The sequence below is a fragment of the Bacillus tianshenii genome, assembly GCA_020524525.2.
Taxonomy (GTDB): Bacteria; Bacillota; Bacilli; order Bacillales; family Bacillaceae_N; genus Bacillus_AV.
Window position 1 is genome coordinate 535,742 of sequence record CP129018.1, and the last position, 23,387, is coordinate 559,128.

Genomic DNA, 23,387 nt, shown 5'->3' on the forward strand with positions numbered 1-23,387 from the left:
TATAATTTTTAAAAAATGTTCACTTTTTTATACAAAAAGCGCTTTTCAAGGGGAGATTTTCCTGAATTATAGTCTTGACTCATTCGGTGAGAATAGACACACGGGTAAATATACACCTCTATCTACATTGTGCTAAAATAAACAAAAGAGGCTTTTCAAAATGAAATAAAACGCTTACAATCATATTTGTTGCATAACAGTACTTGTAGTAAAAAAGAAACAGAGGATCACTTCTCGGCTCAATCGTTTAGATGACAAGGCTACTTTTGTTATCATGGGTATGAGTGTCACGAAAAAATGACAATCAGAGAAGATAAAGGTGCAAACAAAATATATTATTTGAATGGAAAGGGTAATGGGGTGGATAACATGCAATATAAGCGAATTAAAACCCGTAAAATCTATGAGGAAGTAGCAGAAGCACTTGTTGAAATGATTAAATCAGCAAAGCTTAAGCCGGGCGATAAGCTAGATAGTGTCCAGCAGCTTGCAGAGAATTTCCAAGTTGGCCGTTCCGCTATTCGTGAAGCATTAAGTGCGTTACGAGCAATGGGGCTAGTGGAAATGCGCCAAGGTGAAGGGACTTTTGTAAGACAATTTGATCCAGAAATGCTATCATTGCCGATTCATGCGGCAGTTCTTATGAAGAAAGACGACATCCAAAACTTGCTTGAAGTGCGAAAAATCCTTGAAGTAGGAGCTGTTGAAGCTGCTGCTGAGCGCCGTACAGTTGAGGATTTGGAAGCAATCAAGCTTGCTTTAGAAGAAATGGGCAGAGCAAGTGAAAATGAAGAGCTTGGCGAAAAAGCAGACCTTGCCTTCCATATGGCAATCGCCAAAGCATCGCATAATGAATTACTGACAAGCTTAATGAACAACGTATCCGAAATGATGGTCACAACGATGCGCGAAACACGCCGTCTCTGGCTTTACTCCAAACAAGCAACTCTCGAACGGCTGCATCAAGAACACCATGATATCTATCACGCAATCGAAGCCCAAGACCCAAAAGCAGCCCAACAATACATGCTCAACCACCTACTAAAAGTAGAAGACGTCCTCATGAAATACGTAAAAGACGTCAACACAACGGTTTAAAAATAAAAGCGGAGGCGCCTTGTTCAGGGGCGACAAGCATAAGGCAGAATGTGGAGGGGACTGCACTTTGTCCCCGCAACAGGCTGACTTATGACCTCGAGCCCCTAGGCGCCGCAGCTGGACAATAGAAAAGCGGAGGCGCCTTGTTCAAAAGGTGTCTCCGCTTTTATTTAAGCCGAAGTGCCATTATCAGATCATCTGCATATGTACCATTTGAAAATTTGATGTAATCTCTTTGCCGGCCTTCTTCTTCAAAGCCGAATGATTGGTAGAGATTAATAGCTGAGGTGTTAGTGGATAGAACACCGAGAAAAATCTTTTCGATGCCATTTGTTTTTGCCCAGTCTATTGCTGCTTTTATTAGTTCTTTTCCAATTCCGTGCCCGCGACTTTGTTCATGAAGCCCGAGGAAAAGTGAGCATATGTGGCGGAGCTTTTGTAAAGGCGACCTTGAACAGCGAAGGTAACCGACAATTTGGGAATCGATCTCGACAACGAAGATGATGCCACCGCTTCCCATGACCTCGTTTAGCTCATCCATTTCATCCTCGGTAGAAGTGCTGTACTCGCCGGGGCTGCTGAAGAAATAGGGGGTAGTTTCGAATAAATGATTTTTCAATTTTGCGATGGCGGAACTGTCTTTTTCATTTGCAGGTCGAATTTTCACGTGAAAACCTCCTAATCTTTTAATTGCAAGTTCAAGCGAATTTTAATAGAATAGAACCATTGTGAATATTTGTTGAAATATTAAATTAGGCTTAAGTGATCAGATAACCTGTTGACTATTTCGTGTTTTAGCATTAAATTATTAGAAAAGTATACATGGAATTTTGTGTAGTTGTCTAATGAAAACGCAGTCATTTGAAAAAATGGCAAACTCGTTTTCGTAAAAGAAAGAGGGGGACATAATGAAAGTATCCTTGTTTATTACATGTTTGATTGATGTGTTTCAAGGCGATGTCGGTAAGGATACAGTTGAGCTGCTAGAGCGTCTTGGCTGTGAAGTTGATTTTCCAGAAAAACAAACGTGCTGTGGACAGCCGGCTTACAACAGCGGCTACGTAACAGAAGCGAAAGAATCGATGAAGCACATGATCAATACATTTGAGCATTCTGATTATGTTGTTTCACCATCTGGTTCCTGTTCAGCAATGTTCAATGAATATCCACACGTGTTCAAGGGTGACCCAGTGTGGGAAGAGAAAGCGAAGAAGTTAGCAGATAAAACATATGAACTGACACAATTTATCGTTGAAGTGCTTGGCGTTGAAAATGTTGGCGCGAAGCTGAACGCAACGGCAACTTATCATACATCTTGTCATATGACACGTTTGCTTAAAGTGCAGGACGCACCTATGAAACTATTAGCAAATGTAGAAGGGCTTGAATTTACGCCGCTTCCAAACCGTCATGACTGCTGTGGATTTGGTGGAACATTTGCGGTTAAAATGACACCGATTTCAGAACAAATGGTAGACGAGAAAGTGCGTCACGTTGAGGAAACGAAAGCGCAAGTTTTAATTGGAGCAGACTGTGGTTGTTTAATGAATATCGGCGGCCGTATCGACCGTAAAGGCAGACCGATTAAAGTGATGCATATCGCATCTGTGCTAAACAGCCGTTAAGGTAGAGGAGGACAAATCATATGGGCATGAAAATAGGCAACCACGCCTTTAATGACCGCGTGCAACAAGGGATTAGCAATGATTTCATGCGCGGAGCGGTATCAGCGGCGCAAGGACGTTTGCGCGGCGGCCGATTGAATGCAGCACAAGAGCTTGGCAACTGGGAAGATTGGCGCAAGCATGGCGAAGAAATTCGCAGACATACATTAGAGAACTTAGATTACTACTTGGAGCAGTTAAGTGAGAATGTTGCAGCCCGCGGCGGCCACGTATTCTTTGCGAAAACAGCTGAAGAAGCGAATCAATATATTAAAGATGTCGTGAAGAAAAAAGAAGGCAAAAAAGTCGTCAAATCGAAGTCGATGGTTACAGAAGAGATCAGCATGAACGAAGCGCTAGAAGAGCTCGGCTGTGATGTTGTCGAGTCAGACCTTGGCGAATGGATTTTACAAGTTGATGACCATGATCCACCTTCACATATCGTGGCACCTGCTCTTCATAAGAACAAAGAGCAGATTCGCGATGTGTTCAAGGAAAAGCTTGGCTATACGAACACAGAAAAGCCGGAAGAGCTGGCACTTTTCGCGCGTGAAAAACTGCGTGAAGAATTTCTAGCAGCAGATATCGGAATTACAGGCTGTAACTTCGCAGTTGCAGATTCAGGTACCATTTCGCTAGTCACAAACGAAGGAAACGCCCGGATGGTAACGACCGTTCCGAAAACACAAATTACGGTGATGGGGATGGAGCGTATCGTTCCGACGTGGGAAGAGATGGAAGTGTTAGTGAGCTTGCTGACGCGTGCGGCTGTTGGACAGAAGCTAACAAGCTACATTACAGCACTGACAGGACCGAAGCAGGAAGGCGATGTTGATGGACCTGAAGAATTCCACCTTGTTATTGTCGATAACGGACGTTCGAAAATGCTCGGTACGGAATTCCAAGAAGCCCTTCATTGTATCCGTTGTGCAGCATGTATTAATGTGTGCCCGGTTTACCGTCATGTCGGTGGTCACTCATACGGTTCGATCTATCCAGGCCCAATTGGTGCAGTTATTTCACCGATTCTTGGCGGCTATGATGATTACAAAGAGCTTCCGTATGCATCGAGCCTTTGTGCCGCATGTACAGAAGCATGTCCAGTCGGTATTCCACTGCATGAATTGCTTGTGAAGCACCGTCAGAACATTGTTGAAAAAGAAGGCAAAGCACCGAGGTTTGAAGAGCTGTCGATGAAAGCATTCCGCATGGGTACGGCAAACCCAGCGATGTACAATATCGGCACGAAGCTAGCGCCGACAATGATGAAGCCATTTGTCAAAGAAGGCAAGATTACAAACGGTCCAGGACCACTGAAGGATTGGACATCAATTCGTGATTTCCCTGCTCCGAACAAAGAGCGATTCAGAGATTGGTTCAAAAACCGCAGCAAAGAAGGAGGCGTTCGCTAATGGCAAAAGGAACAATTCAAAATCGTGACAGCTTCCTTGCACATGTAGCTGATACGCTTGGCCGCGAGCGCCGCACGAAAGTTGAGCGTCCGGCATGGCAGTATAACCCGCAAGCAGAAGTATTCAAAGGCTATTCACAAGACCAGCTTGTTGAAGCGCTGAAACAACAATGCAAAAACATCCACACAGACTTCGTTGAAACGAATACAGAAGGCTTAAAGCAAGCCATTTCTGAAGTGATTACACGCTATGGCGGCAAATCTGTCGTAACGTGGGATGATGAACGTTTTGAAACGAGCGGCTTAACGAGCTACTTGAATGAAGAGCTTCCAAACAATGAGATTAACGTCCATGTTTGGGACAAAAATGGTGGACAAGAGAACCTTGATATTTCTGCAAAAGCAGATGTCGGCATTACATTCAGTGATACAACGCTTGCTGAGTCGGGTACCGTTGTTCTATTCAGTGATAACGGCAAAGGTCGTTCTGTCAGCCTGCTTCCTGCAACTTATATTGCGATTGTTCCGAAGAGTACAATTGTGCCGCGGATGACGCAAGTAGCACAAGAGGTGCGCCAGAAGATTGAAAGCGGCGAGCTTGTTGCGTCCTGTGTGAACTTTATCTCAGGCCCAAGTAATAGTGCAGATATCGAAATGAACTTAATCGTCGGGGTACACGGCCCCATTAAAGCGACATACATTGTTGTAGACGACCAGTAAACGTAGAAGCATCCGGGGAATGGAGCAATCCTGCTCATTCCTCTTTTGTTTAGGGAAAAAAGGTGACGCGGCTTGTTCAAGTTAGTCGTTTTCGTTGCAAATGAACGAGCTTGAATGTTTTCAATTTTAATAGGAAGCTGAGGTGATGATTCCATGCAGTTATTTCCTGCTCTCGCCAGGCAGATTGTTGAAGAAGTAAGAGAAGTGATAACCGAACAAATTATTGTTGTGGATCGTAAAGGGACGATAATCGCCTCAAGTGATGAGAGCCGAATCGGTAATTTTCACGAAGGTGCCCTGAAGGCGTTGGATTTGCAGAAAACTGTTATGATTGATGAACAGCTTGCTTCCCAGTTAAAAGGCGTAAAGCCGGGAATTACGATGCCGATTTTATTTGAAAGCGGCTCGATGGGTGTAATTGGGATAACAGGAGACCCTCAAGTGGTGGAGCCGTTTGCAGAATTAACGAGACGGATGATTGAACTGTTTGTCAAAGAAATGCATCACTCACAGCAGCTCGAATGGCAGAGCCGTGGCGTGGAATCGTACGTCTATGAATGGGTTAATTTGAAAACAGTCGAAGATGAATTCATTGAACGTGGTGAAATTCTCGGTATCTCGATGTCTAGTGCTTATTTAGTGATGCTGCTGCAGGTAGATATGCGTAATGGTGGACATGTTGATGAAGCGGCACTGCGCCGGGAGATGATGGAGTGGTTCTATCGTTATTTTCCACGAAGTAAGCATGATCATTTGATTAATTGGGGGCGCGGCCGCTTTGTGCTGCTTAAAAATGTCGAGCGTAAAGTAGACCGCCAATTTTTACTGACACATTTGAAGCAGTGGGCTAAGCATGTCCAAACATCATTCAAGCTGCCGTTGCATGTCGGGATTGGAAAGACCATTGTGCCGAAAGTAATTGGTGAAGGCTATCATGAAGCGAAGAAAGCGTTGAAAGCTGCAGAGAAACGAAAAGAAATTGTGTTCTATGAAGATTTATTGCTTGATCTATTGCTCCATGACATTCCTCAGCAAGCCCGCAATACGTTTCTAAAACGGACGGTTGACTGCCTGCTTGGTGATGATGACTTAACGGAAACATTACGAAGCTATTTAGTGAACAATCAATCGATTAAGCAGACAGCAGGGGATTTGCATATCCACTTGAATACATTGCATTATCGTTTGAAACAAATTAAAGAACGCACAGGGATTTGTCCGAAAACCTCAGAGGGAATTGCGTTATTTTATTTAGCTTTTTCACTGTACGACAATGTTGATTCATACAAAATAAGTTGATGAAAGCGATTAAATGTTGTTTAATCATACATAGATGGTTATCAGATCATCATCTATGATGGTAGTATGATAGCTTCAAATATGTGAACGTGAGAAACGTGAAAGATGAAGGGGGAAATGGCAGTGTTAAGCCCTGAAGTAAAGAATAAGCTTATCGACATTGTCGGAGCAGAGAACGTATTAGATTCAAATCAAAGTAAATTAGCGTATTCCTATGATGCAACAGCGAATTTTCAATCGCTTCCTGATGCGGTCGTTCAACCGCGTAATACAGAAGAAGTAAGCGGTGTGCTAAAAGTATGTAATGAGCATCGTGTGCCGATTGTGCCGCGTGGTTCAGGCACGAACCTTTGTGCAGGGACTTGTCCGACAGAAGGCGGCATTGTGCTGATTTTTAACAATATGTCTGACATTCTTGAAATTGATGAAGAAAACTTAACGGTAACTGTTCAGCCTGGTGTGATTACACTTGATATGATCAAAGCGGTTGAAGCGAAAGGGTTATTCTATCCACCGGACCCAAGCTCGATGAAGATTTCAACAATGGGTGGAAACTTAATGGAGAACTCCGGCGGTCTGCGCGGCTTGAAATACGGCGTAACGCGTGATTATGTCATGGGGCTTGAAGTAGTTCTTCCGAATGGAGATATTATCCGTACAGGTGGAAAGCTTGCAAAGGATGTAGCAGGCTATGATTTAACACGTCTATTTGTCGGTTCAGAAGGTACGCTCGGAGTGATTACAGAAGCAACGATGAAGCTGATTCCACAGCCAGAGACGAAGAAAACGATGCTTGCAGTGTACAAAGACATTGAAAGTGCTGCACAGTCAGTATCGAATATTATCGCAGCCAAAATTATTCCGACAACACTTGAATTCATGGATCGTTCGACAATTGAAGTGGTGGAAGACTTCGCGAAGGTTGGTCTTCCGACAGATGCGGAAGCTATTCTGCTTATCGAGCAGGACGGCCCGGCTGAAGTTGTTGAACGTGATATTGCGAAGATTGAAGAGATTTGCCGCAGCATGAATGCGATGAATGTGGAAGTGGCGAAGTCTGAGGCAGAAGCAGATGCACTTCGAACAGCACGGCGCAGTGCACTATCTGCACTTGCACGGTTGAAGCCGACGACTATTCTAGAAGATGCCACAGTACCGCGTTCGGAAATCGCGAAAATGGTAGAGGCGACAAATGAAATTGCGAAGAAGCATAATGTGCGAATTTGTACATTCGGTCATGCTGGAGACGGAAACCTGCACCCAACTTGCTTAACAGATGCTCGTGATCATGAAGAAATTGAACGAGTGGAAGCGGCATTTGCTGATATTTTCAAAGAATCGATTAAGCTTGGCGGTACGATTACAGGTGAACATGGTGTTGGTGAAATGAAATCGCCATACCTTGAGCTGAAGCTTGGTGAGACAGGCATTCGTGCGATGAAAGGGATCAAGGATGCGTTTGACCCGAATCACATTATGAACCCAGGAAAGATGTTTGCGAAGGATGAACGGAAACGGGTGATCGTAGAATGAATAAGACACAACAACGAGAGATACAGCAGGCGTTTCAGGAGCGCATGGATTATGATGAGCTGTTAAACTGTATGCGCTGTGGATTTTGTTTGCCGTCATGTCCGACTTATACGCAAACAAACCGTGATGAAGCGGCTTCTCCGCGCGGTCGGATTGCGCTGATGAAAGCAGTCGTTGATGGGGTTATTGAGCCTGATGAGGATTTTGAACAGCAGCTTAATTTCTGTCTCGGCTGCCGTGCGTGTGAGCCTGTCTGTCCGTCAGGTGTGAACTACGGTCATCTGCTTGAAGAAGCTCGCGATATTTTAAATGAAAAGAAAAAGCATTCGATGCCAGTGAAAGCAGTACGTCACTTCGTATTTGAAGGCTTATTTCCGAACCAAAGCCGAATGCGTTCCTTGAATGGCTTGCTTTGGATGTATCAAAAGAGTGGCGTACAGAAGGCTGTGCAAAAATCAGGCGTCCTAAAGGTACTGCCAGAAAACTTACGCACGATGGAGCGCGTCTTACCAGAAATTCCATCACCGAAAGAAATGCGCAACCGTCCGAGACACCTTCAGCCTGAAAAAACAAAAGCAAAGCGTGTTGCCTTCTTCTCAGGTTGTTTGATGGATACGATGTTCATGAAAACAAATGATGCAACGTTAAAGCTCTTGCAAAAAGCAGGCTGTGAAATCGTCATTCCAGAAAATCAAAACTGCTGCGGTGCACTTCACGGACATAGTGGCGAGAAGGCGAAAGGAAAAGAGCTTGCGAAGCAAAACATCGTCGCATTTGAAAACTTAGATGTCGATTACATTATTTTAAATGCAGGCGGATGTGGCGCGTTCCTCGTTGATTACGGTCATTTACTTAAGGATGAACCAGAATGGGCTGAGCGAGCGAAAGCATTCTCTGAGAAAGTAAAGGATATTACCGAAATACTAGTCGAGCTAGACTTTCATAAAAACTATACGTTGAAGCTTCCGAAGCAAATCATTACGTATCAAGATTCCTGTCATTTGCGCAATGTGATGAAGACGGCTTCAGCACCGCGTACGTTGCTTCAATCAATTGAAGGCGCAACATATGTAGAGATGGAAAGCGCGGATCATTGCTGTGGTTCTGCAGGGATCTATAACATCGTACAGGAAGAAATGTCGATGCAGATTCTTGATTATAAGATGGAAAAAGTCCGCGATGTTGATCCGAAGGTCATTGTGACAGCAAATCCAGGCTGTCTGCTACAAATGAAGCTCGGTGTCGAACGCGAAGGCTTGAAAGACGAAATGAGCGCCGTTCATATTGTTGATTTGCTTCTTGAAGCGGTCCAACATTCATAACAAAGTGAAACTGACTCCCTAGGGAAAACCTTGTCTACGAGTCAGTTTTCTTTGTGTTTTAATAAGAAATATTTGGCTAAAATTCATAGATAAATTATTAAATTTAGTATATAGTTAATAATAGGTATAATTGCATAGAAAAAACAAAACAGGCACCTTCTTGGTACCTGTTTTATTGAAATTACCAGAATAATAGGCCGCCGATTGCGATGCCAGCGATTGCAGCTAAGGCAATTGGGTAAGCTGGATAGAACCCGCCATAGAAGCCCCAGCCGAAGCCACCAAGGTTACGGCCGCCAATAGGCTGTAAATACACGTTACGATTATCTACGCGAGCAATACGGCCAGCGTGGACGCGTCCGTATCTGTCAGTGATGCGTACATTTTGCCCGCGATATCGACAGCAAAGATTATAGTATCTTGACATGAATTTCCCTCCCCTACGGTCCTTTCAAGGCTATTGTATGAAGGGAGTAGAGGGGATGATTGTACGCTTGTCATGCATGGACTGATTTTTTCGCCCGGTAAATATAGCCGCTTATCTTCTCGGAATGGGCAAGTTGTAGCTCCTGATGCTGTTGTAATAAGTCCATGTATTGGTCAGGGATGTGTTGATCAGGAGTGAAAGCTGTATACGTTGAAGGCAGGACAGGCACGCGTGAGGCTTGCACATCTGAAAAGCCTGTTTGTCTCCACAGATCGATCCATTGCTTTGCTGTTAATAGCTTCGTGATTCCGTAAAACTCTTGATAGCGCAGTTCAAGTGTTGGTTCTGGATGGAGCGCTGTCATTTCAATTGCCAGTAGTGAACCACCAGGCTTAAGTACGCGGTAAAATTCTTGCGCTGTGACCGGTTGGTTTGTGAAAGCTGCTGTACTTTCTGATAAGATAAGATCAAATGAGTTGGGTTTAAATGGAAGGTCTTCAACATTACCTTCACAAAAATAAATAGATGGGTTTACATCTGAATGCATTTGCTTTGCTTTTTCGATCATACCAGGATGATGGTCAAGGGCATGAATATGACAGTCGAAGTTTTCTGCAAGAAAACGAGCTGTTTCGCCTATTCCACAACCTGCATCTAAGACGTCTGACGTGGGGGTAAGCTCTATCTCGTCAAGAAGTTGCTGCGTAAGTGCCATTCCTCCGGGATGAGCGCCATGTACGCCGAAAAAAGCAAGCATATCAATATATTTATTTGTCGTCATCGCTATCATCGCTCCTTCTCTTTTACGATATGCGTAAAGAATGAGGAGTGTTTTTCATATTTTATTTTCAGAATTGGGATTGAGGGGGAGAACGTATTGTTGAACAAGTTTCGTCCACGCGCGTCAGCTGTAAGCCTTGCACAAAGAGGGACAGACCTTCAGATTAATGGACGTTTCCAGGAAACAGTCAATTATAATCATTTTACGAGTGAGGATTTTGATAACTTGCAAGAAATAAGCAGGTTGTTGACGAATTCGATTGATGAAATGGTTGAAATCTTTGATTATTATTTGAAAGAACTCAAGGTTGACGCTGAGCAGTCAATTTCACCAGCTGAGGTTAAAGCATATATTACCCATTTTTGTGAGCAGGAGCGGGATCGAGATTATGTGATTCAAGCGGTCGGTTTCTTTAATGAACTGCGCAAGAAGCGCTATAATTTAGGGAAGCTGATTGTCGCGTTTAACCAATTTAACTTTTATTTAATGACCAATTTGCTTTCGAAAAAAGGCATGAAGCCAAATCGATGTATGGCGTTAATGGAGAGCTTACAGCGTGCAGTCAATATTGATCAGCAGCTGTTGCTTGAAGTGTATTCCGAGCGTCTTATTGAGCAAGTAACAGAAGGCATTGCTGGGTTAATGGATAAGAATGCAAAAATTATGTTTGTAAAAGACTTAATCCAGAACTTAGACCGGCAAAATGTTGAAATCCAATCTGTCACAGCTGCTTCAGAAGAAATGACCGCTTCTGTAACAGAAGTAGCGAAATCTGCTTCCTCTGTCTCTGAAAAAACGCAGCAGTCGGTTGAAAAAGCAGTGGAAGGTCGTAAGGTAATCGGCTATGCGCTTGATGAAATCATTCATTCTGGGGAAACGTTTGATGAAATTGTAGATAAGTTCTCTCAGCTTCAGACCTATGTACGCACAATTGAAGAGGTTGTCCGCTTGATTAATGATATTGCAGACCAAACGAATCTCCTTGCATTGAACGCTTCAATCGAAGCAGCGCGGGCAGGCGAACATGGCAAAGGCTTTGCCGTAGTAGCAGAGGAAGTGCGCAAGCTTGCAGAAAATACAGTGGACTCATTGAAGAAAGTGAATGACAATGTAACCAACTTAAAAACATTCTCTGAAGATGTTTCTGATTCGATTCATTCAACGAGTGGTGTCATTAAGAAGGCAACAAAGGATGCGGCTGACTCATTGCCATTGCTGACAGAATTTATTGAAATTATTGAAGAGATTAGTGATGATACAAGCCACACTGCAGCGGTTACACAAGAACAAGCGGCCGCAATTGATGAGATTTCAAGAAGGATGTCTGAAGTGGCTAGTCTTTCAGACCAAGTTCGTACACTTGGGCGAAATACTGGTGAAACAGTACATGAGCTTGGCGTGTCGATCGATCAGTTCCGCTTAGATGTTATTCAGCGTAACAATATTCAATTGTCAACATCGACACTGCTTCACTTGTCAAAGACCGACCATATTCTTTGGAAATGGCGCATTTATAATATGTTCCTAGGGCTTGAGGACATTCGCCCTGAAGATGTGTCCTCATCAAAGGAATGCAGGCTCGGAAAGTGGTATTATTCACAAGATACAAAGCGACGGTTCGAGAACTTGGAAAGCTTCCATCATATTGAAAAGCCGCATGACCGCGTTCACCAGGCTGCCCTGCAAGCAGCGAAGAGCTATCGTGAAGGAGACATTGAAGAAGCACATGCTCAGCTTGCTGAAATTGAAGCCGCATCAGAAGAAGTTTTACAAGGAATTAATGAACTCCTGGATGATATTGATGATGAAAGAAGAAGAGAAGGACGTCTATAAAAAAAAGAAAGGGCAGCGCTTGTTGAAAGGCGCTGTCCTTTTTGTGTGCGGAGCGGGGGCGAGCCGCCTCCGCTTTCGACGCACAGGACGTGCTAGTGCAGGCGTTGTCACAGGACGTGACGCTCTTAGCCAGCGTTCCTTTTGGATCTAGCTGTGGCGGCTAGGGGCTCGAGTCATAAGTCAGCCCGCTGCGAGGACAAAAGGCGGTCCTCTCCGCATTCTGCCTTATGCTTGTCGCCCCTGTTCAAGCCGCCTCCGCTTATCGAGATGTCTAGCTGCGGTGGGCAGAAATTTGTGTTGCTTCACCTTCCCACGCCGAGGCAAAGAGCGCCTCTCTGTGTGAAGGCTCCAGCAAACAATATTTCTAAGCGGCCCACCTCCGCTTTTCTATTGTCTAGCTGCGGCGAATAGAAACTTGTGTTGCTTTCGACGCACAGGACGTGCTAGCGTCGGTGTTGAAACAGGACGTTTCGTTCTTAACCGACGTTCCTTTTAATGCTCCGAGGCAAAGGGCGCCTCTATGCGTGAAGGCTCCAGCAAACAATATTTCTAAGCGGCCCACCTCCGCTTATCGAGGTGTCCAGCTGCGAAAGGCAGGCTGCGCGAGTTGCTTCCGACGCACAGGACGTGCTAGCGTCGGTGTTGAAACAGGACGTTTCGTTCTTAACCGACGTTACTTTTTAATACGCCGAAAGCAAAGAGCGGCTTTCTCTGTGTAAAGGCTCCAGCAATCGGACAGCCTAACCGCCTTTCTCCGCTTTCGAGATGTCTAGCTGCGGCGAATAGAAACTTGTGTTGCTTCACCTTCCCGCTCCGAGGCAAAGGGCGCCTCTATGCGTGAAGGCTCCAGCAAACAAGGTTTCTGAGCGATTCGCCTCCGCTTTTCTTTATAACTTGAATTGTTTTGTTGATTCGTGTAGTTGTTCGGTTAGTTGGCGTAGGTTGGATGCGATTTCTTTGACTTTTTTGATTGATGTGTCTTGTTCGTGTGTTGTGCCGTTGACTTCTTGGACGCCGGCTGTTGTTGTTTGGCTGATACCTGTGATGCGTTCGATTGATTCTAGGATTTCGCGGCTTCCTTCTGTCAGCTTTTCACTTTCTTCTGAAAGGGCTTCGATATCCCTTGTTAAATACTCGATAAAGTGGCTGATTTGTTCGAAGCTTTGTTCACTTTGTTGAACAATTCGTTCGCCTTCTTCGATTGATTGGCGGTTTTGTTCAATGTATTCTAGATTTTGCTTTGAATCGCGCTGAATCTCTGTAATGAGAGAGGAAACGCGGTCAACAGAAGCACTGCTTTGCTGAGCAAGGTTCTTCACTTCTTGAGCAACAACTGCAAAGCCACGTCCGTGTTCGCCAGCTTGTGCAGCTTCAATAGATGCGTTCAGTGAAAGCAGGTTAGTTTGTTCGGAAATATCTTGAATCATTTTCGTGATCTCGCTAATTTGCTGAAGACGATTATCTAATGATTGCATTAAGCGAGTGGATTCGTTGCTTTGACTGACGATCGTCTGCATGTTTCCGCTCATATTTTCCATAGCTTGCTTTCCTTGTTCAGAAGCGCCTTTCGTTTCGCGTGAGTGCTTGGCGATCTTCGCTAAGTTTTGATTCATATTGTCAATAGATGACACGCTTCCATTGACGTATTCAGACATGTGCACTAAGTCTGAGCTTAGTAATTCTGCGCCTGATGCTACTTCTTCCATTGCATCTGTAATTACGCGTGACACATTTCCGGATACATCTGATTGCTCTTGAAGTGTTAATGAATCTTTGGAAACATCTGTTGCTAAAACGTTAATCTTATTTGCAATCTCTCGTAGGCTATCAACCATTTTGTTCACTGAGAGAAGCAGCTTTCCGATTTCATCTTTTGATTTTACGTTCATTTTTTCCGTTAAATCGCCGTTAGAGACCCGTTCCATGAACTTGGATAGAGCGTTAATCGGACGGATGAAGTAACGAGCCATCAGCCAGCTGACCAAAACCGAAAGTCCGATTAGAATAATCATGACGATCCCTTGAACCGAAACCATATTTTTAAGCATTTCAGCATTTGCTTGTTTGGCATCTGCAATTTGCTTGCTCATGTTTTGTGAAATCTTTGCAGTGAAAGCGTGAATTTCTCCCATTGGGATCACCGGAAGAACCGTCCATCCGCTTTGTTCCTGTGTTAGAGGCAAGTAGCTGACTTGCTTAATATCAAGTAAAATTTTTCCTTGGTCGGTTGTGCTTTGATAGAAAGGAAGTTCAGTAGCTGACTTCTGAATCCAGTCCTCATCGGGATGAGCAATAATTGTGCCGTTCTGATCTGTAACGATCATATAGCCACTTTCTCCGACTTTCATTTCCGCAAGAGCCGTTTGGATTGGCTTCAATGTAATCTCAGCACCAACCATGCCACTGACTGTATCACCGTTATAAAGAGGCGTACTAATCATCACATATTGCTCCTGAGGTGTTCCGTATACATCAGATAGGTAAAATTGCCCATTCTTGAGACGCATTGTTTCTGTATACCACTTCTGCTGTTGTGCTGGCTTATTGGCCACATTGCTTGGATAGGACGTGTATGTATCGTTATTCGTAGCAACAAAGAGTGAACGGATCGTGTCCTCATTGTTAACAAAAGGTGCAAAAGCCGTCTGAATGCTAGCTGCATTACCGCTTCTTACGATATTCATTTCTTTTAAAATATTCAGATCATACTTAGCGGTATTAAGCTGATGATCAAGTTCTGCAAGCATTCGCTTTCCTTCTAGGTGAATAAGTGTCCCTGCGTAGTGACCAGCAAAACCACTGACATCACGTTTTACATTTTCTGAGAGATTGGCAGTTGTGTCGTCAACGTTATTCGACATATTGGTGATTGAGAAGTATGAAAAAAGCGAGCATGCAAGAATAATGATTACTGAAATGGATACAACGGCGCTTATTAATTTTGTTTTCAGTGTCATTTTCTGCCTCCTTAAGATGATAGAATCATTATACTATATTATTAATTCTTTCTATAGTATCAATTAACTGAAAAATATGTTTAATTATTGATATTTTCTGATTCTTAAAGGTTAAATTGTATAATGTTTTATAAAATTTTGTCAATTTACATGAACAATAAGAACTATTGTTGTAAAATATAGGTAGATATAATGAATTCAAAGGGAGGATAAGAAAAATGAGATTAGCAGGTAAGCGTGCAATTGTAACTGGTGGAGCAAGTGGAATTGGTGAAGCGACGGTGCGGAAGATGGTAGAGGAAGGGGCTCATGTGTTAATCGCTGATTTGAACGATGAATTAGGGGAAGCACTTGCGAGAGAATTGTATTCAGAGCAGACAAATGTGGCTTATCAACGTGTAGATGTTACAAGTGAGGCTGATGTGAAGGCAATGGTGGAAAAGGCTGTAGCTGAGTTTGGCGGGCTTGATGTGATTTTTAACAATGCAGGGATTGGTCAAATGGCAGCATCAACTGACCTTGAGGAATCCGAATGGCAAAACGTTATTTCTGTGAATCTATCAGGTGTATTTCTATGTGCAAAGCATGGGATTAAAGCGATGCTTAACTCAGGTGGGGGCAGTGTCATCAACTGTGCTTCAATACTTGGACATAACGGACAAGCGGCAACCGCTTCCTACACAGCTGCGAAGGGCGGCGTGTTGAATATGACAAAGACATTAGCGCTTGAATATGCGACACAAGGTGTTCGCATTAATTCTGTCTCGCCAGGATATATTGAAACCCCACTATTGAGAGATTTGGAAGAAGAGATGAAACAGCAGCTAATTGCTCTTCATCCGATTGGCCGTCTCGGTCGCGCAGAGGAAGTAGCCAATGCAGTCGTCTTCCTAGCAAGTGATGAAGCAAGCTTTGTTACAGGCACCGACATTCTTGTTGACGGCGGCTATTCTGCAAGATAAATAGAATGAAAAACCGCAATGGGGGAGAACCCATTGCGGTTTTTTGGTGGAAGGGGGAGGTGCAGGAACGTGACGTTCTTAGCCAGCGTTCCTTTGATGTCCAGCTGCGGCGGGCAGAAATTTGTGTTGCTTCACCTTCCCACGCCGAAAGCAAAGAGCGGCTTTCTCTGTGTGAAGGCTCCAGCAAACAATATTTCTAAGCGGCCCGCCTCCGCTTTTCGAGATGTCCAGCTGCGGCGGGCAGAAATTTGTGTTGCTTCACCTTCCCACTCCGAAAGCAAAAGACGGCTTTCTCTGTGTGAAGGCTCCAGCAAACAATATTTCTAAGCGGCCCGCCTCCGCTTTTCGAGATGTCCAGCTGCGGCGGGCAGAAATTTGTGTTGCTTCACCTTCCCACGCCGAAAGCAAAGAGCGGCTTTCTCTGTGTGAAGGCTCCAGCAAACAATATTTCTAAGCGGCCCGCCTCCGCTTTTCGAGATGTCCAGCTGCGGCGGGCAGAAATTTGTGTTGCTTCACCTTCCCACTCCGAAAGCAAAAGACGGCTTTCTCTGTGTGAAGGCTCCAGCAAACAATATTTCTAAGCGGCCCGCCTCCGCTTTTCGAGATGTCCAGCTGCGGCGGGCAGAAATTTGTGTTGCTTCACCTTCCCACGCCGAAAGCAAAGAGCGGCTTTCTCTGTGTGAAGGCTCCAGCAAACAATATTTCTAAGCGGCCCGCCTCCGCTTTTCTTGTTATTGTCGTTTTCTGAAGAAGTTGGCGATGAAGATGAGGGTGGCGCCGATTGCTACGAATGTGAGGGCTTGTTGTTGGTTTGGGACGTAAATTTTTAGGTTTCTTAGGCTTTCTAGACCTGCGAGCGGAATGATGCCGCCGATGAAGATGATAACACCGAGCCAGAAGAGGACTTTCCCTGGTGTAGTATGTGATTTCATCCTTCTCACCTCTGTGTAGAGTCTTTAGATAATGATTTACGCCTGGAGCCATAAACGTACGGCCATGCCAATCACGACAACGATTAGGATGATGCGAATCCACTTTTCCCCTTTACTGACAGCGAAACGGCTTCCGAGCCATGCTCCAATGCTTGTCCCGACGGCAAGCGTTAGGCCATATCCCCAGTGAACCTCACCGTTTATAATAAAAATAATTAATGATGAAAGCATATAAATCGCAACAACGAAGACTTTTAAGCTATTAATCTTCACGAGTGTCATGTTGGAAAGAACGGTTAAAGCTGCAATGATGATAAAGCCAACGCCTGCTTGAATAAAACCCCCGTAAAAGCCTACGAAGAAAAAGGCAACAATCATAGCGATTTTGCGGTTTCTGCTTGCTTCTTCTTGTGGTGATAAATGCTTTGTCGGCTTCCAAATAATCAGCAAGAGGACAATGATCATGACGACTGAAAGGATTTTGTTAAAGACTTCATCTGAAAGCTGAATGGCTGCATTAGCGCCGACAATAGAACCGAGTACAGCCGGTATTGCAAGCATGATGCCAAGCTTTCCGTCAAAGTAGCCGCTCTTTCGAAATGAAGTGATGGCGACGATGTTTTGAGCCATGAGAGCAATACGGTTTGTGCCGTTTGCCATCGCGGAAGGAAGGCCGAGAAAGATGAGCATCGGCATCGTAATAAGTGAACCACCGCCGGCTACGACATTTAAGAAGCCTGCCGCAACGCCTGCTACGAGAATAATAACTGCATCGATCATTAAGATTCGTTCCTTTCAATCAAAGATCATTTCCTACAATATACAATAATTAAAGGGTATTGTCTAAATATTCACTTTTTAAAGAGCTTTATTAAATCTATGTAAAAACAGCACACCCCTTGTTGAGGAAGTGTGCTGTTTCCGATACATTTAATTTAGAGTCATGCTTGGCAAATCGTGTCTTTTTTGCTTGAAAGCAATAATTCGATGATTTCTTGTTCAGGAAGAGGGCGGCTGAAAAAGAAGCCTTGCGCGTATTCACAGTTTTGCTCTTGTAAGAAATTCATCTGTTCTTTCGTTTCGACCCCTTCTGCCACAACTTTCAAGTTCAATTCATGTGCCATCGCAATAATCGCATTCGTTAAAGCGATGTTTCCTTTATTATCTGGGATATTCCAGACGAAGGAGCGGTCGATCTTTAATGTATCAATCGGCAGCTTCTGTAGATAACTTAAGTTCGAGTGGCCTGTACCGAAATCGTCGATTGAAACTTCGACACCAAGGCTTCGAAGTTGTATGAGTGTTTCGATAACGGCTTCTTCTTGAAACATGCTGATGCTTTCGGTAATTTCAAATTCAATTAATGAACGATCAACGCCATATTTCTCCAATATCCGTTGAGTGGTTTTGACAAGGTTCGGATCCTGGAACTGTTTCGGTGAAAGGTTAATCGCTGTTTTGATTGGTTCATGTCCGTCAGCTGCCCATTGCTGCTGGCGCTTGCAGACTGTTTCGAGTACCCATTCACCAAATGGGATAATAAGGCCGGTTTCCTCTGCTAGCGGAATAAAGTCAACAGGTGAAACGAGACCAAGCTCTGGATGCTGCCAACGCATTAGTACTTCAAGTCCGCAAATTTTTTCTTCTTTTAGATCAATTTGAGGCTGGAAGTATAAGAGTAGTTCATTGTTCTCTAACGCCTTATGAAGGTGCGATTCAAGCATTGTTTTTCGCTTTACATTTTCTTGCTGTTCATCGCCAAAGTATTGAATTGTCCGATGCTTTTCCTTTGAAATGGTTTTTGCAAGCATCGCATACTTGTACAATTCATCCGCATTTTTGCTGTCGTTCGGGAAGGTACTGATCCCTATATTTGCTGTAATAAATAATTCATTGTTTTCGTGCTTGAACCCTGACTCAAGGTGCTTTAATAGTTCTTCTGCTTCCTTTGTTACGGCTTGTGGGTCGATAATCCCTGGGAGGACTAATGCAAATTCTTTTGAATTAACACGGGCAATCGTATAGCCGCGATAGCGTTGTTGAATGCGTGCTGCTGCTCTTTGCAATAATTCGTCCCCAACTTTATAACCGTATGCAGCATTTAGTTGTTTGAGCTTCCCAATGTCAATGATAAATAGGCTGAAGCCGTTTTTCTCATATTCGCCGCTTTCAGTTAAGTAGTTTAAGTGTTTCATAAACAACCGCAGCTTAGGCAAGCGTGTTAGTGAATCATAGTGTGTAAGGAATTCGATTTTGCCTTCTGCTTTTCGTTGTTTGGATATATCAGTGAATACACCGATGTAGTTTGTAACCTTTTCTTCTTCGTTGCAAATTTGTGTAATACTAAGCCGCTCTGGATAGACTTCACCATTTTTCCTCATGTTAATAATTTCGCCTGACCATTGACCTTGTCGTTGCAGGTCTGTCCACATACTTTCATAAAATTCCCGTGAATGCATGCCAGAATTAAGAACGCTTGGGGACTCTCCAGTAATTTCGTCCTTACTATAGCCGGTCGTTTCTTCAAACGAAGGGTTTACATGGGTAATTCTTGATCGTTCATCTGTAATAATTAAGCCTTCATGCATCTGTTCAAACACTTTTCCATATAAGTTGAGCTCTTGTTTTGTTTGAAGCAGCTCTTGGATATGAACCCGGTCGCGGTAGATAAAGCGCAGGGCAATATAGAACATAATACACGCTGTGAAGATAAGGAAAATCCAACCTTTAAAAGATGTCAGTTCTTGATAGTGAAGTTCATTCTCAGCAATAGTCGAAATGAGCCAGTCTAGAAAGAAAATACCAACTCCTCCGACTAATACATAAATCGATGTAAATACAAAGGCATAGTACAGCCCGTTATGAAATGTAAACTGCGGCTTTTGTTCTTTCTTCACATTCGTTCACAACCTTCCAAAATGTAACTTCGGTGAAAGCCGCTTATTCAGTAATGGCTTAAGTTACGTTAATGTTAATAGTAGGGCAAGTTTATTATAATAGAAAAGGCCTTATTGTTAGTAAAAATAAGGTAAATTTCATTAAATTGACACTAGTTCTATTATATATAGATGTCTTAAGTGTAAATGTTAGACAATCCTTATTTTGCATGAGTTTACATCATTCGACAAGTACTTCTTTATAATTACTTATATAGAATGTGAAAAATATACAACTATTTCATACTTAAGGTGTGTAATCCCAATGTCCATTCATTAATTTATCCCACTTAGAATCAAGATATTTCCTTAATTCCTCTGGTAATTCTGCTAGTACTTCTTTTGATAAAGGGATTTCAAGGATTTCATTTGCTTGAAAATCCAGAATGACTGCTGTGCGTATACTTCGTTTGAAGGTCGTATGTAACAATTTATATCTCATTTTCCAGCTCCTACAGGTTTTTATCTCTTATAATTAGGTAATATATAAGGTAATAATTAGTTATTTTTGTAAAATGAGAGAACCGCTATGGTAAGAAGGTCTATACCTTCAGATTACACTATATAATTGAAGGTTTATGTGTTGACATTTCATGATATAATGGAATGCGCAAGCGTAAAAAAAGAAAAATAAGCAACAGCTCCAATGTGAATTTTTTTGGTAAGAGAACGGCAAGAAACTAGTGCAACCTTCCTTGTCAATGAAGACAGGGGACGTACGGCGTATGTGTAAGCGCACAAGTCTTTGGCACCTAGTTGTTAAGACGAAAGCGTCATTATTATGTTTTTAGGCGAAGGAGAAGACAGTTTTATGGATTACATAAAGCTCGTGAAAGATAATAAGCTTTATACGGGTGCGCTCTATTTATTTGAAGGCGAACTTATGAAAATTATCGTCAAAAACCCACAGGAATATAAGGCCGGCGATAAAATTACTTGTCTCTATACAGGGGTAAGATTTGAGTCAAAGGTGCTGAAAGTGAAAGATAATCATCTATTTATCCTTGTGCCTCAATTCTACGAACAATTTCCAAACGAGAAAAGAAAACATCCGCGCCTTAAAGTCGATTTCCCAGCACATTTACACGTTTCGCAAGAGGCTGAATCTAACGGTGAGAAAACAGATGCAAGAGTACTAGATATAAGCCGAAAAGGTCTTGGGATTGCCACGACTCATCCAATTCGAAAAGAAAGAATGTATTTGCTTTATATTGAAGAAAATGTGTTGAAATTGTGTGCAGAAATTGTTATTCGCAATGAAAGCACGTCAGATAGTATGTATCGCTACGGTTGTGAGATTCATGATATAAACGAAGAGAATGAATTTGTATTGCGGAAATTTATTCTTTCCGAGCAATTAGCGACGAATATGGCGAAAGAAATAGATTAAAAAAACAGGGCTGTGAGACTACACGAGATAAGGAGTTTGTGAACTTATGAGATTTTTAAGGTATCGCCTCAGCATCCTGTTTGCACTACTTTTGTTTTTTACAGCTTTTGTGCCTGCAGGATATGCTTCACCACTAGATGAGGTTCGTGACTTATTGGAGAAGTACTATGTGGATAAGCTTGATGAAGATGTCTTACAAGAAGACAGCGTGTCGGAGATGCTCGAGCACCTCGACCCATATACTGCATATTTTACAAAAGATGAAATGAAAATGTTCATTCAAAGTATCGAACAATCATATGCAGGGATCGGTATTATGGTCGACCAGAAAGAAGACAAAATAGAAGTGACAAATGTTTTTCCAGACAGTCCTGCTTCAAAGGTAGGGGTGTTAACAGGAGACACAATTCTTGGCGTGAACGGGAAAAGTGTAGAAGGCAATAAGATTGAAGAAGTGACGAAGATGATTAAAGGCGAAGCAGGAACATCTGTGCTTCTTACTCTTAAGCATTCAGGTGCTCGTCAGCCGTACGTCGTAGAAATTATGCGTAAAGAAGTGAAGCTTCCAAGCGTAACGACCGAACAGTTAGGCGGGAATATTGGCTACATGAAAGTGTCGGTCTTCAATGATCAAACGGTTACGGAAATGAAGAAGGCATTAAAGTATATGAATGATGTTGAAAAGTGGATTGTCGACCTGCGCAATAATCCCGGCGGCTATGTTTCTGCTGCACAACGAATGACAGGCTTGTTTCCAGATGTTGAGAAGACACTTGTGATGGAGAATCGCTTCGGTTCTTATACATTCCCAGCTTTCACACAGACAACCCAGTTTAAGGGAGAAACAGCTTTGCTTGTGAATAATCAAAGCGCCAGTGCTTCTGAAATCGTTGCAGGAGCAGTAAAGGATGGCGAGGCTGCTACCATTTATGGCGAGAAGACATTTGGTAAAGGTCTTATGCAGAAGATCTATGAATTATCGGACGGCAGTGCGCTTAAGATGACGACATCGCGCTTCTACACACCTAAGTACAACCAAATTAACGACGTAGGGGTTGAGCCGGATGTTGCCACTGAAACCCCGCTTGAAGACGCTCATTTTCAAATGCTGCTCGAAAATCATAAGAACTATCAAGAAATGGCCGAGCTTACAGAAGTCGTCCCAGATAAGAAATTTGAAATACGGTTTACTCAGCCGATTGATATCACAACATTTAACCCAGACACCGTCCAGCTAATTGAATTAGGCGGTAAAGAGATTGAATACAAATCAGAAATGACTGATAATCGAACATTAAGCATTAAGCCAGAAAAGCCGCTTGAAGTTGGCAATGAATATGTCTTATTCGTTCACCCGAATTGGAAAACGTCGAATCATAAGCTGGCATCCAAAGGGATTTACGTACAAGTAAAAGTGAAAGCTTAAACCTTCAGCTCCTGCTGGAGGTTTTTTGGCGTTGGTCTTATTTCATTGGCTTATTATAGTCTTCGTATCGTGAAGGCGATCTTTTTCCGTTATAGTGGAAGTTCTTCATTTGCAATTAATAAACTTATTTTTTCAGAAAAAGAGCAGTTCTTTAGATATAGTGTGATTTTTTGAGAAAGTAATAATTAGAACGACATATTATACATAAAATTCCAATGTAACATAAAATTTTTAAGAATATGTTTCAAATAATGTAAAAAAGGATAAAATGTAGTAGGATAAACGTATGGTGTGATAAATATCCGGTAATCCCTTTAGAATAATTCACGTTGAAGCATATTGAAATAATCGTTTATTTTGCATTAAAAAAATTAAGTACTCTACCTTTTCCAGGAAGGTGAAGAGTATGGCGTCATGGGGTGAGTATAGATGGCACTGGTCCATATCGTTCGATTTTTAGAATACGCTGATCAAGATGACCAGTTAATCCGCCGCCTAACAGAGCAGCCTTCTGCAGAAGAGATTGCTATACTGGCGAAGACATATGGTTTTTTATTTACAGCGCAGGAATGGGAATCGCTAGAGGAAGATATGAATGAGCTTAACCTTTCGTATACAGAGCTTGAAAGATTGCTAGAAAAGATGAACCCTTAGTTCACTCATTTAGAACGGTAATCACAGTAAAAAGCATGGAGA

Annotated in this window: 21 protein-coding genes; 12 read left to right on the forward strand and 9 right to left on the reverse strand. The window is 42.9% G+C overall.

The genetic code is table 11. From position 1 onward, the window contains the following. Positions 1-369 precede the first annotated feature (369 nt). On the forward strand, positions 370-1,098 hold the full coding sequence (locus tag LC040_02630; GenBank protein ID WLR51820.1) for a FadR/GntR family transcriptional regulator: 729 nt from the start codon (positions 370-372) through the stop codon (positions 1,096-1,098). Between the two features lie 166 nt (positions 1,099-1,264). Here LC040_02630 and LC040_02635 read toward each other — a convergent pair whose 3' ends face one another. Continuing rightward, the gene (locus LC040_02635) at positions 1,265-1,765 is read right to left on the reverse strand and encodes a GNAT family N-acetyltransferase (GenBank protein WLR51821.1); all 501 of its coding nucleotides are present in this window, start codon (positions 1,763-1,765) and stop codon (positions 1,265-1,267) included. Between the two features lie 241 nt (positions 1,766-2,006). Here LC040_02635 and LC040_02640 point away from each other — a divergent pair, with 241 nt between their 5' ends. From LC040_02640 to LC040_02665, 6 genes are all read left to right on the forward strand, one after another. Beyond that, positions 2,007-2,723, forward strand: a complete 717-nt coding sequence (locus LC040_02640) for a (Fe-S)-binding protein (protein WLR51822.1) — start codon at positions 2,007-2,009, stop codon at positions 2,721-2,723. Positions 2,724-2,743: 20 nt separating this feature from the next. After that, the gene (locus LC040_02645) at positions 2,744-4,174 is read left to right on the forward strand and encodes a LutB/LldF family L-lactate oxidation iron-sulfur protein (GenBank protein ID WLR51823.1); all 1,431 of its coding nucleotides are present in this window, start codon (positions 2,744-2,746) and stop codon (positions 4,172-4,174) included. Further along, the gene (locus LC040_02650; protein ID WLR51824.1) at positions 4,174-4,893 is read left to right on the forward strand and encodes a lactate utilization protein C; all 720 of its coding nucleotides are present in this window, start codon (positions 4,174-4,176) and stop codon (positions 4,891-4,893) included. Before LC040_02645 ends, LC040_02650 begins: the two co-directional genes overlap by 1 nt. 153 nt (positions 4,894-5,046) lie before the next feature. Next, a complete protein-coding gene (locus LC040_02655; protein WLR51825.1) occupies positions 5,047-6,192 on the forward strand; it encodes a sugar diacid recognition domain-containing protein in 1,146 nt (381 codons plus the stop codon). A gap of 123 nt (positions 6,193-6,315) precedes the next feature. Next, positions 6,316-7,725 carry a glycolate oxidase subunit GlcD gene (glcD, locus tag LC040_02660; protein ID WLR51826.1) on the forward strand — a complete coding sequence of 470 codons (1,410 nt, stop codon included), beginning with the start codon at positions 6,316-6,318 and terminating at the stop codon, positions 7,723-7,725. Next, complete coding sequence (locus LC040_02665; GenBank protein ID WLR51827.1) at positions 7,722-9,047, forward strand: (Fe-S)-binding protein; 1,326 nt, start codon at positions 7,722-7,724, stop codon at positions 9,045-9,047. The genes glcD and LC040_02665 overlap by 4 nt, the downstream gene beginning before the upstream one ends. 181 nt (positions 9,048-9,228) lie before the next feature. Here the strand turns inward: LC040_02665 and LC040_02670 are convergent, their stop codons facing one another. Together LC040_02670 and LC040_02675 are read right to left on the reverse strand one after the other, a co-directional pair. Next, positions 9,229-9,474 (reverse strand): hypothetical protein, encoded by a 246-nt coding sequence (locus LC040_02670; protein ID WLR51828.1) that lies wholly within the window; start codon positions 9,472-9,474, stop codon positions 9,229-9,231. A 70-nt stretch (positions 9,475-9,544) separates the two neighbouring features. Then, positions 9,545-10,255, reverse strand: a complete 711-nt coding sequence (locus LC040_02675; protein WLR51829.1) for a class I SAM-dependent methyltransferase — start codon at positions 10,253-10,255, stop codon at positions 9,545-9,547. 96 nt (positions 10,256-10,351) lie between these two features. Here LC040_02675 and LC040_02680 point away from each other — a divergent pair, with 96 nt between their 5' ends. Further along, a complete protein-coding gene (locus LC040_02680; GenBank protein WLR51830.1) occupies positions 10,352-12,088 on the forward strand; it encodes a globin-coupled sensor protein in 1,737 nt (578 codons plus the stop codon). A 663-nt stretch (positions 12,089-12,751) separates the two neighbouring features. Here LC040_02680 and LC040_02685 read toward each other — a convergent pair. After that, a complete protein-coding gene (locus LC040_02685; protein ID WLR51831.1) occupies positions 12,752-12,892 on the reverse strand; it encodes a hypothetical protein in 141 nt (46 codons plus the stop codon). 83 nt (positions 12,893-12,975) lie between these two features. After that, on the reverse strand, positions 12,976-15,045 hold the full coding sequence (locus tag LC040_02690; GenBank protein WLR51832.1) for a methyl-accepting chemotaxis protein: 2,070 nt from the start codon (positions 15,043-15,045) through the stop codon (positions 12,976-12,978). Positions 15,046-15,263: 218 nt separating this feature from the next. On the opposite strand from LC040_02690, the gene LC040_02695 reads away from it, so the two are divergent. Continuing rightward, a complete protein-coding gene (locus LC040_02695) occupies positions 15,264-16,007 on the forward strand; it encodes a glucose 1-dehydrogenase (GenBank protein WLR51833.1) in 744 nt (247 codons plus the stop codon). 731 nt (positions 16,008-16,738) lie between these two features. Here LC040_02695 and LC040_02700 read toward each other — a convergent pair. The 4 genes from LC040_02700 to LC040_02715 form a co-directional block, all read right to left on the reverse strand. Further along, the gene (locus LC040_02700; protein ID WLR51834.1) at positions 16,739-16,939 is read right to left on the reverse strand and encodes a hypothetical protein; all 201 of its coding nucleotides are present in this window, start codon (positions 16,937-16,939) and stop codon (positions 16,739-16,741) included. A 36-nt stretch (positions 16,940-16,975) separates the two neighbouring features. Further along, positions 16,976-17,719 carry a sulfite exporter TauE/SafE family protein gene (locus tag LC040_02705; protein WLR51835.1) on the reverse strand — a complete coding sequence of 248 codons (744 nt, stop codon included), beginning with the start codon at positions 17,717-17,719 and terminating at the stop codon, positions 16,976-16,978. Between the two features lie 161 nt (positions 17,720-17,880). Beyond that, complete coding sequence (locus LC040_02710; GenBank protein WLR51836.1) at positions 17,881-19,836, reverse strand: EAL domain-containing protein; 1,956 nt, start codon at positions 19,834-19,836, stop codon at positions 17,881-17,883. A gap of 286 nt (positions 19,837-20,122) precedes the next feature. Then, a complete protein-coding gene (locus LC040_02715) occupies positions 20,123-20,317 on the reverse strand; it encodes a hypothetical protein (GenBank protein ID WLR51837.1) in 195 nt (64 codons plus the stop codon). 369 nt (positions 20,318-20,686) lie between these two features. On the opposite strand from LC040_02715, the gene LC040_02720 reads away from it, so the two are divergent. The 3 genes from LC040_02720 to LC040_02730 all read left to right on the forward strand — a co-directional run bounded on the left by LC040_02720 (position 20,687) and on the right by LC040_02730 (position 23,345). Continuing rightward, on the forward strand, positions 20,687-21,265 hold the full coding sequence (locus LC040_02720; protein WLR51838.1) for a PilZ domain-containing protein: 579 nt from the start codon (positions 20,687-20,689) through the stop codon (positions 21,263-21,265). Positions 21,266-21,311: 46 nt separating this feature from the next. Then, on the forward strand, positions 21,312-22,691 hold the full coding sequence (locus tag LC040_02725; GenBank protein WLR51839.1) for a S41 family peptidase: 1,380 nt from the start codon (positions 21,312-21,314) through the stop codon (positions 22,689-22,691). Positions 22,692-23,120: 429 nt separating this feature from the next. Beyond that, positions 23,121-23,345: a Nif11-like leader peptide family natural product precursor gene (locus LC040_02730; GenBank protein ID WLR51840.1), complete on the forward strand. Its 225-nt coding sequence runs from the start codon at positions 23,121-23,123 to the stop codon at positions 23,343-23,345. Positions 23,346-23,387: the final 42 nt, after the last annotated feature.

Excerpts from the sequence above, each read along its gene's own strand:
- LC040_02725 (WLR51839.1), top strand. The coding sequence starts at position 21,312 with ATGAGATTTTTAAGGTATCGCCTCAGCATCCTGTTTGCACTACTTTTG.
- LC040_02655 (WLR51825.1), top strand. The coding sequence starts at position 5,047 with ATGCAGTTATTTCCTGCTCTCGCCAGGCAGATTGTTGAAGAAGTAAGA.
- LC040_02670 (WLR51828.1), bottom strand. The coding sequence starts at position 9,474 with ATGTCAAGATACTATAATCTTTGCTGTCGATATCGCGGGCAAAATGTA.
- LC040_02700 (WLR51834.1), bottom strand. The coding sequence starts at position 16,939 with ATGAAATCACATACTACACCAGGGAAAGTCCTCTTCTGGCTCGGTGTT.
- LC040_02665 (WLR51827.1), top strand. The coding sequence starts at position 7,722 with ATGAATAAGACACAACAACGAGAGATACAGCAGGCGTTTCAGGAGCGC.
- LC040_02640 (WLR51822.1), top strand. The coding sequence starts at position 2,007 with ATGAAAGTATCCTTGTTTATTACATGTTTGATTGATGTGTTTCAAGGC.
- LC040_02720 (WLR51838.1), top strand. The coding sequence starts at position 20,687 with ATGGATTACATAAAGCTCGTGAAAGATAATAAGCTTTATACGGGTGCG.
- LC040_02675 (WLR51829.1), bottom strand. The coding sequence starts at position 10,255 with ATGACGACAAATAAATATATTGATATGCTTGCTTTTTTCGGCGTACAT.
- LC040_02630 (WLR51820.1), top strand. The coding sequence starts at position 370 with ATGCAATATAAGCGAATTAAAACCCGTAAAATCTATGAGGAAGTAGCA.
- LC040_02650 (WLR51824.1), top strand. The coding sequence starts at position 4,174 with ATGGCAAAAGGAACAATTCAAAATCGTGACAGCTTCCTTGCACATGTA.
- LC040_02705 (WLR51835.1), bottom strand. The coding sequence starts at position 17,719 with ATGATCGATGCAGTTATTATTCTCGTAGCAGGCGTTGCGGCAGGCTTC.
- LC040_02715 (WLR51837.1), bottom strand. The coding sequence starts at position 20,317 with ATGAGATATAAATTGTTACATACGACCTTCAAACGAAGTATACGCACA.
- LC040_02695 (WLR51833.1), top strand. The coding sequence starts at position 15,264 with ATGAGATTAGCAGGTAAGCGTGCAATTGTAACTGGTGGAGCAAGTGGA.
- LC040_02730 (WLR51840.1), top strand. The coding sequence starts at position 23,121 with ATGGCACTGGTCCATATCGTTCGATTTTTAGAATACGCTGATCAAGAT.
- LC040_02690 (WLR51832.1), bottom strand. The coding sequence starts at position 15,045 with ATGACACTGAAAACAAAATTAATAAGCGCCGTTGTATCCATTTCAGTA.
- LC040_02645 (WLR51823.1), top strand. The coding sequence starts at position 2,744 with ATGGGCATGAAAATAGGCAACCACGCCTTTAATGACCGCGTGCAACAA.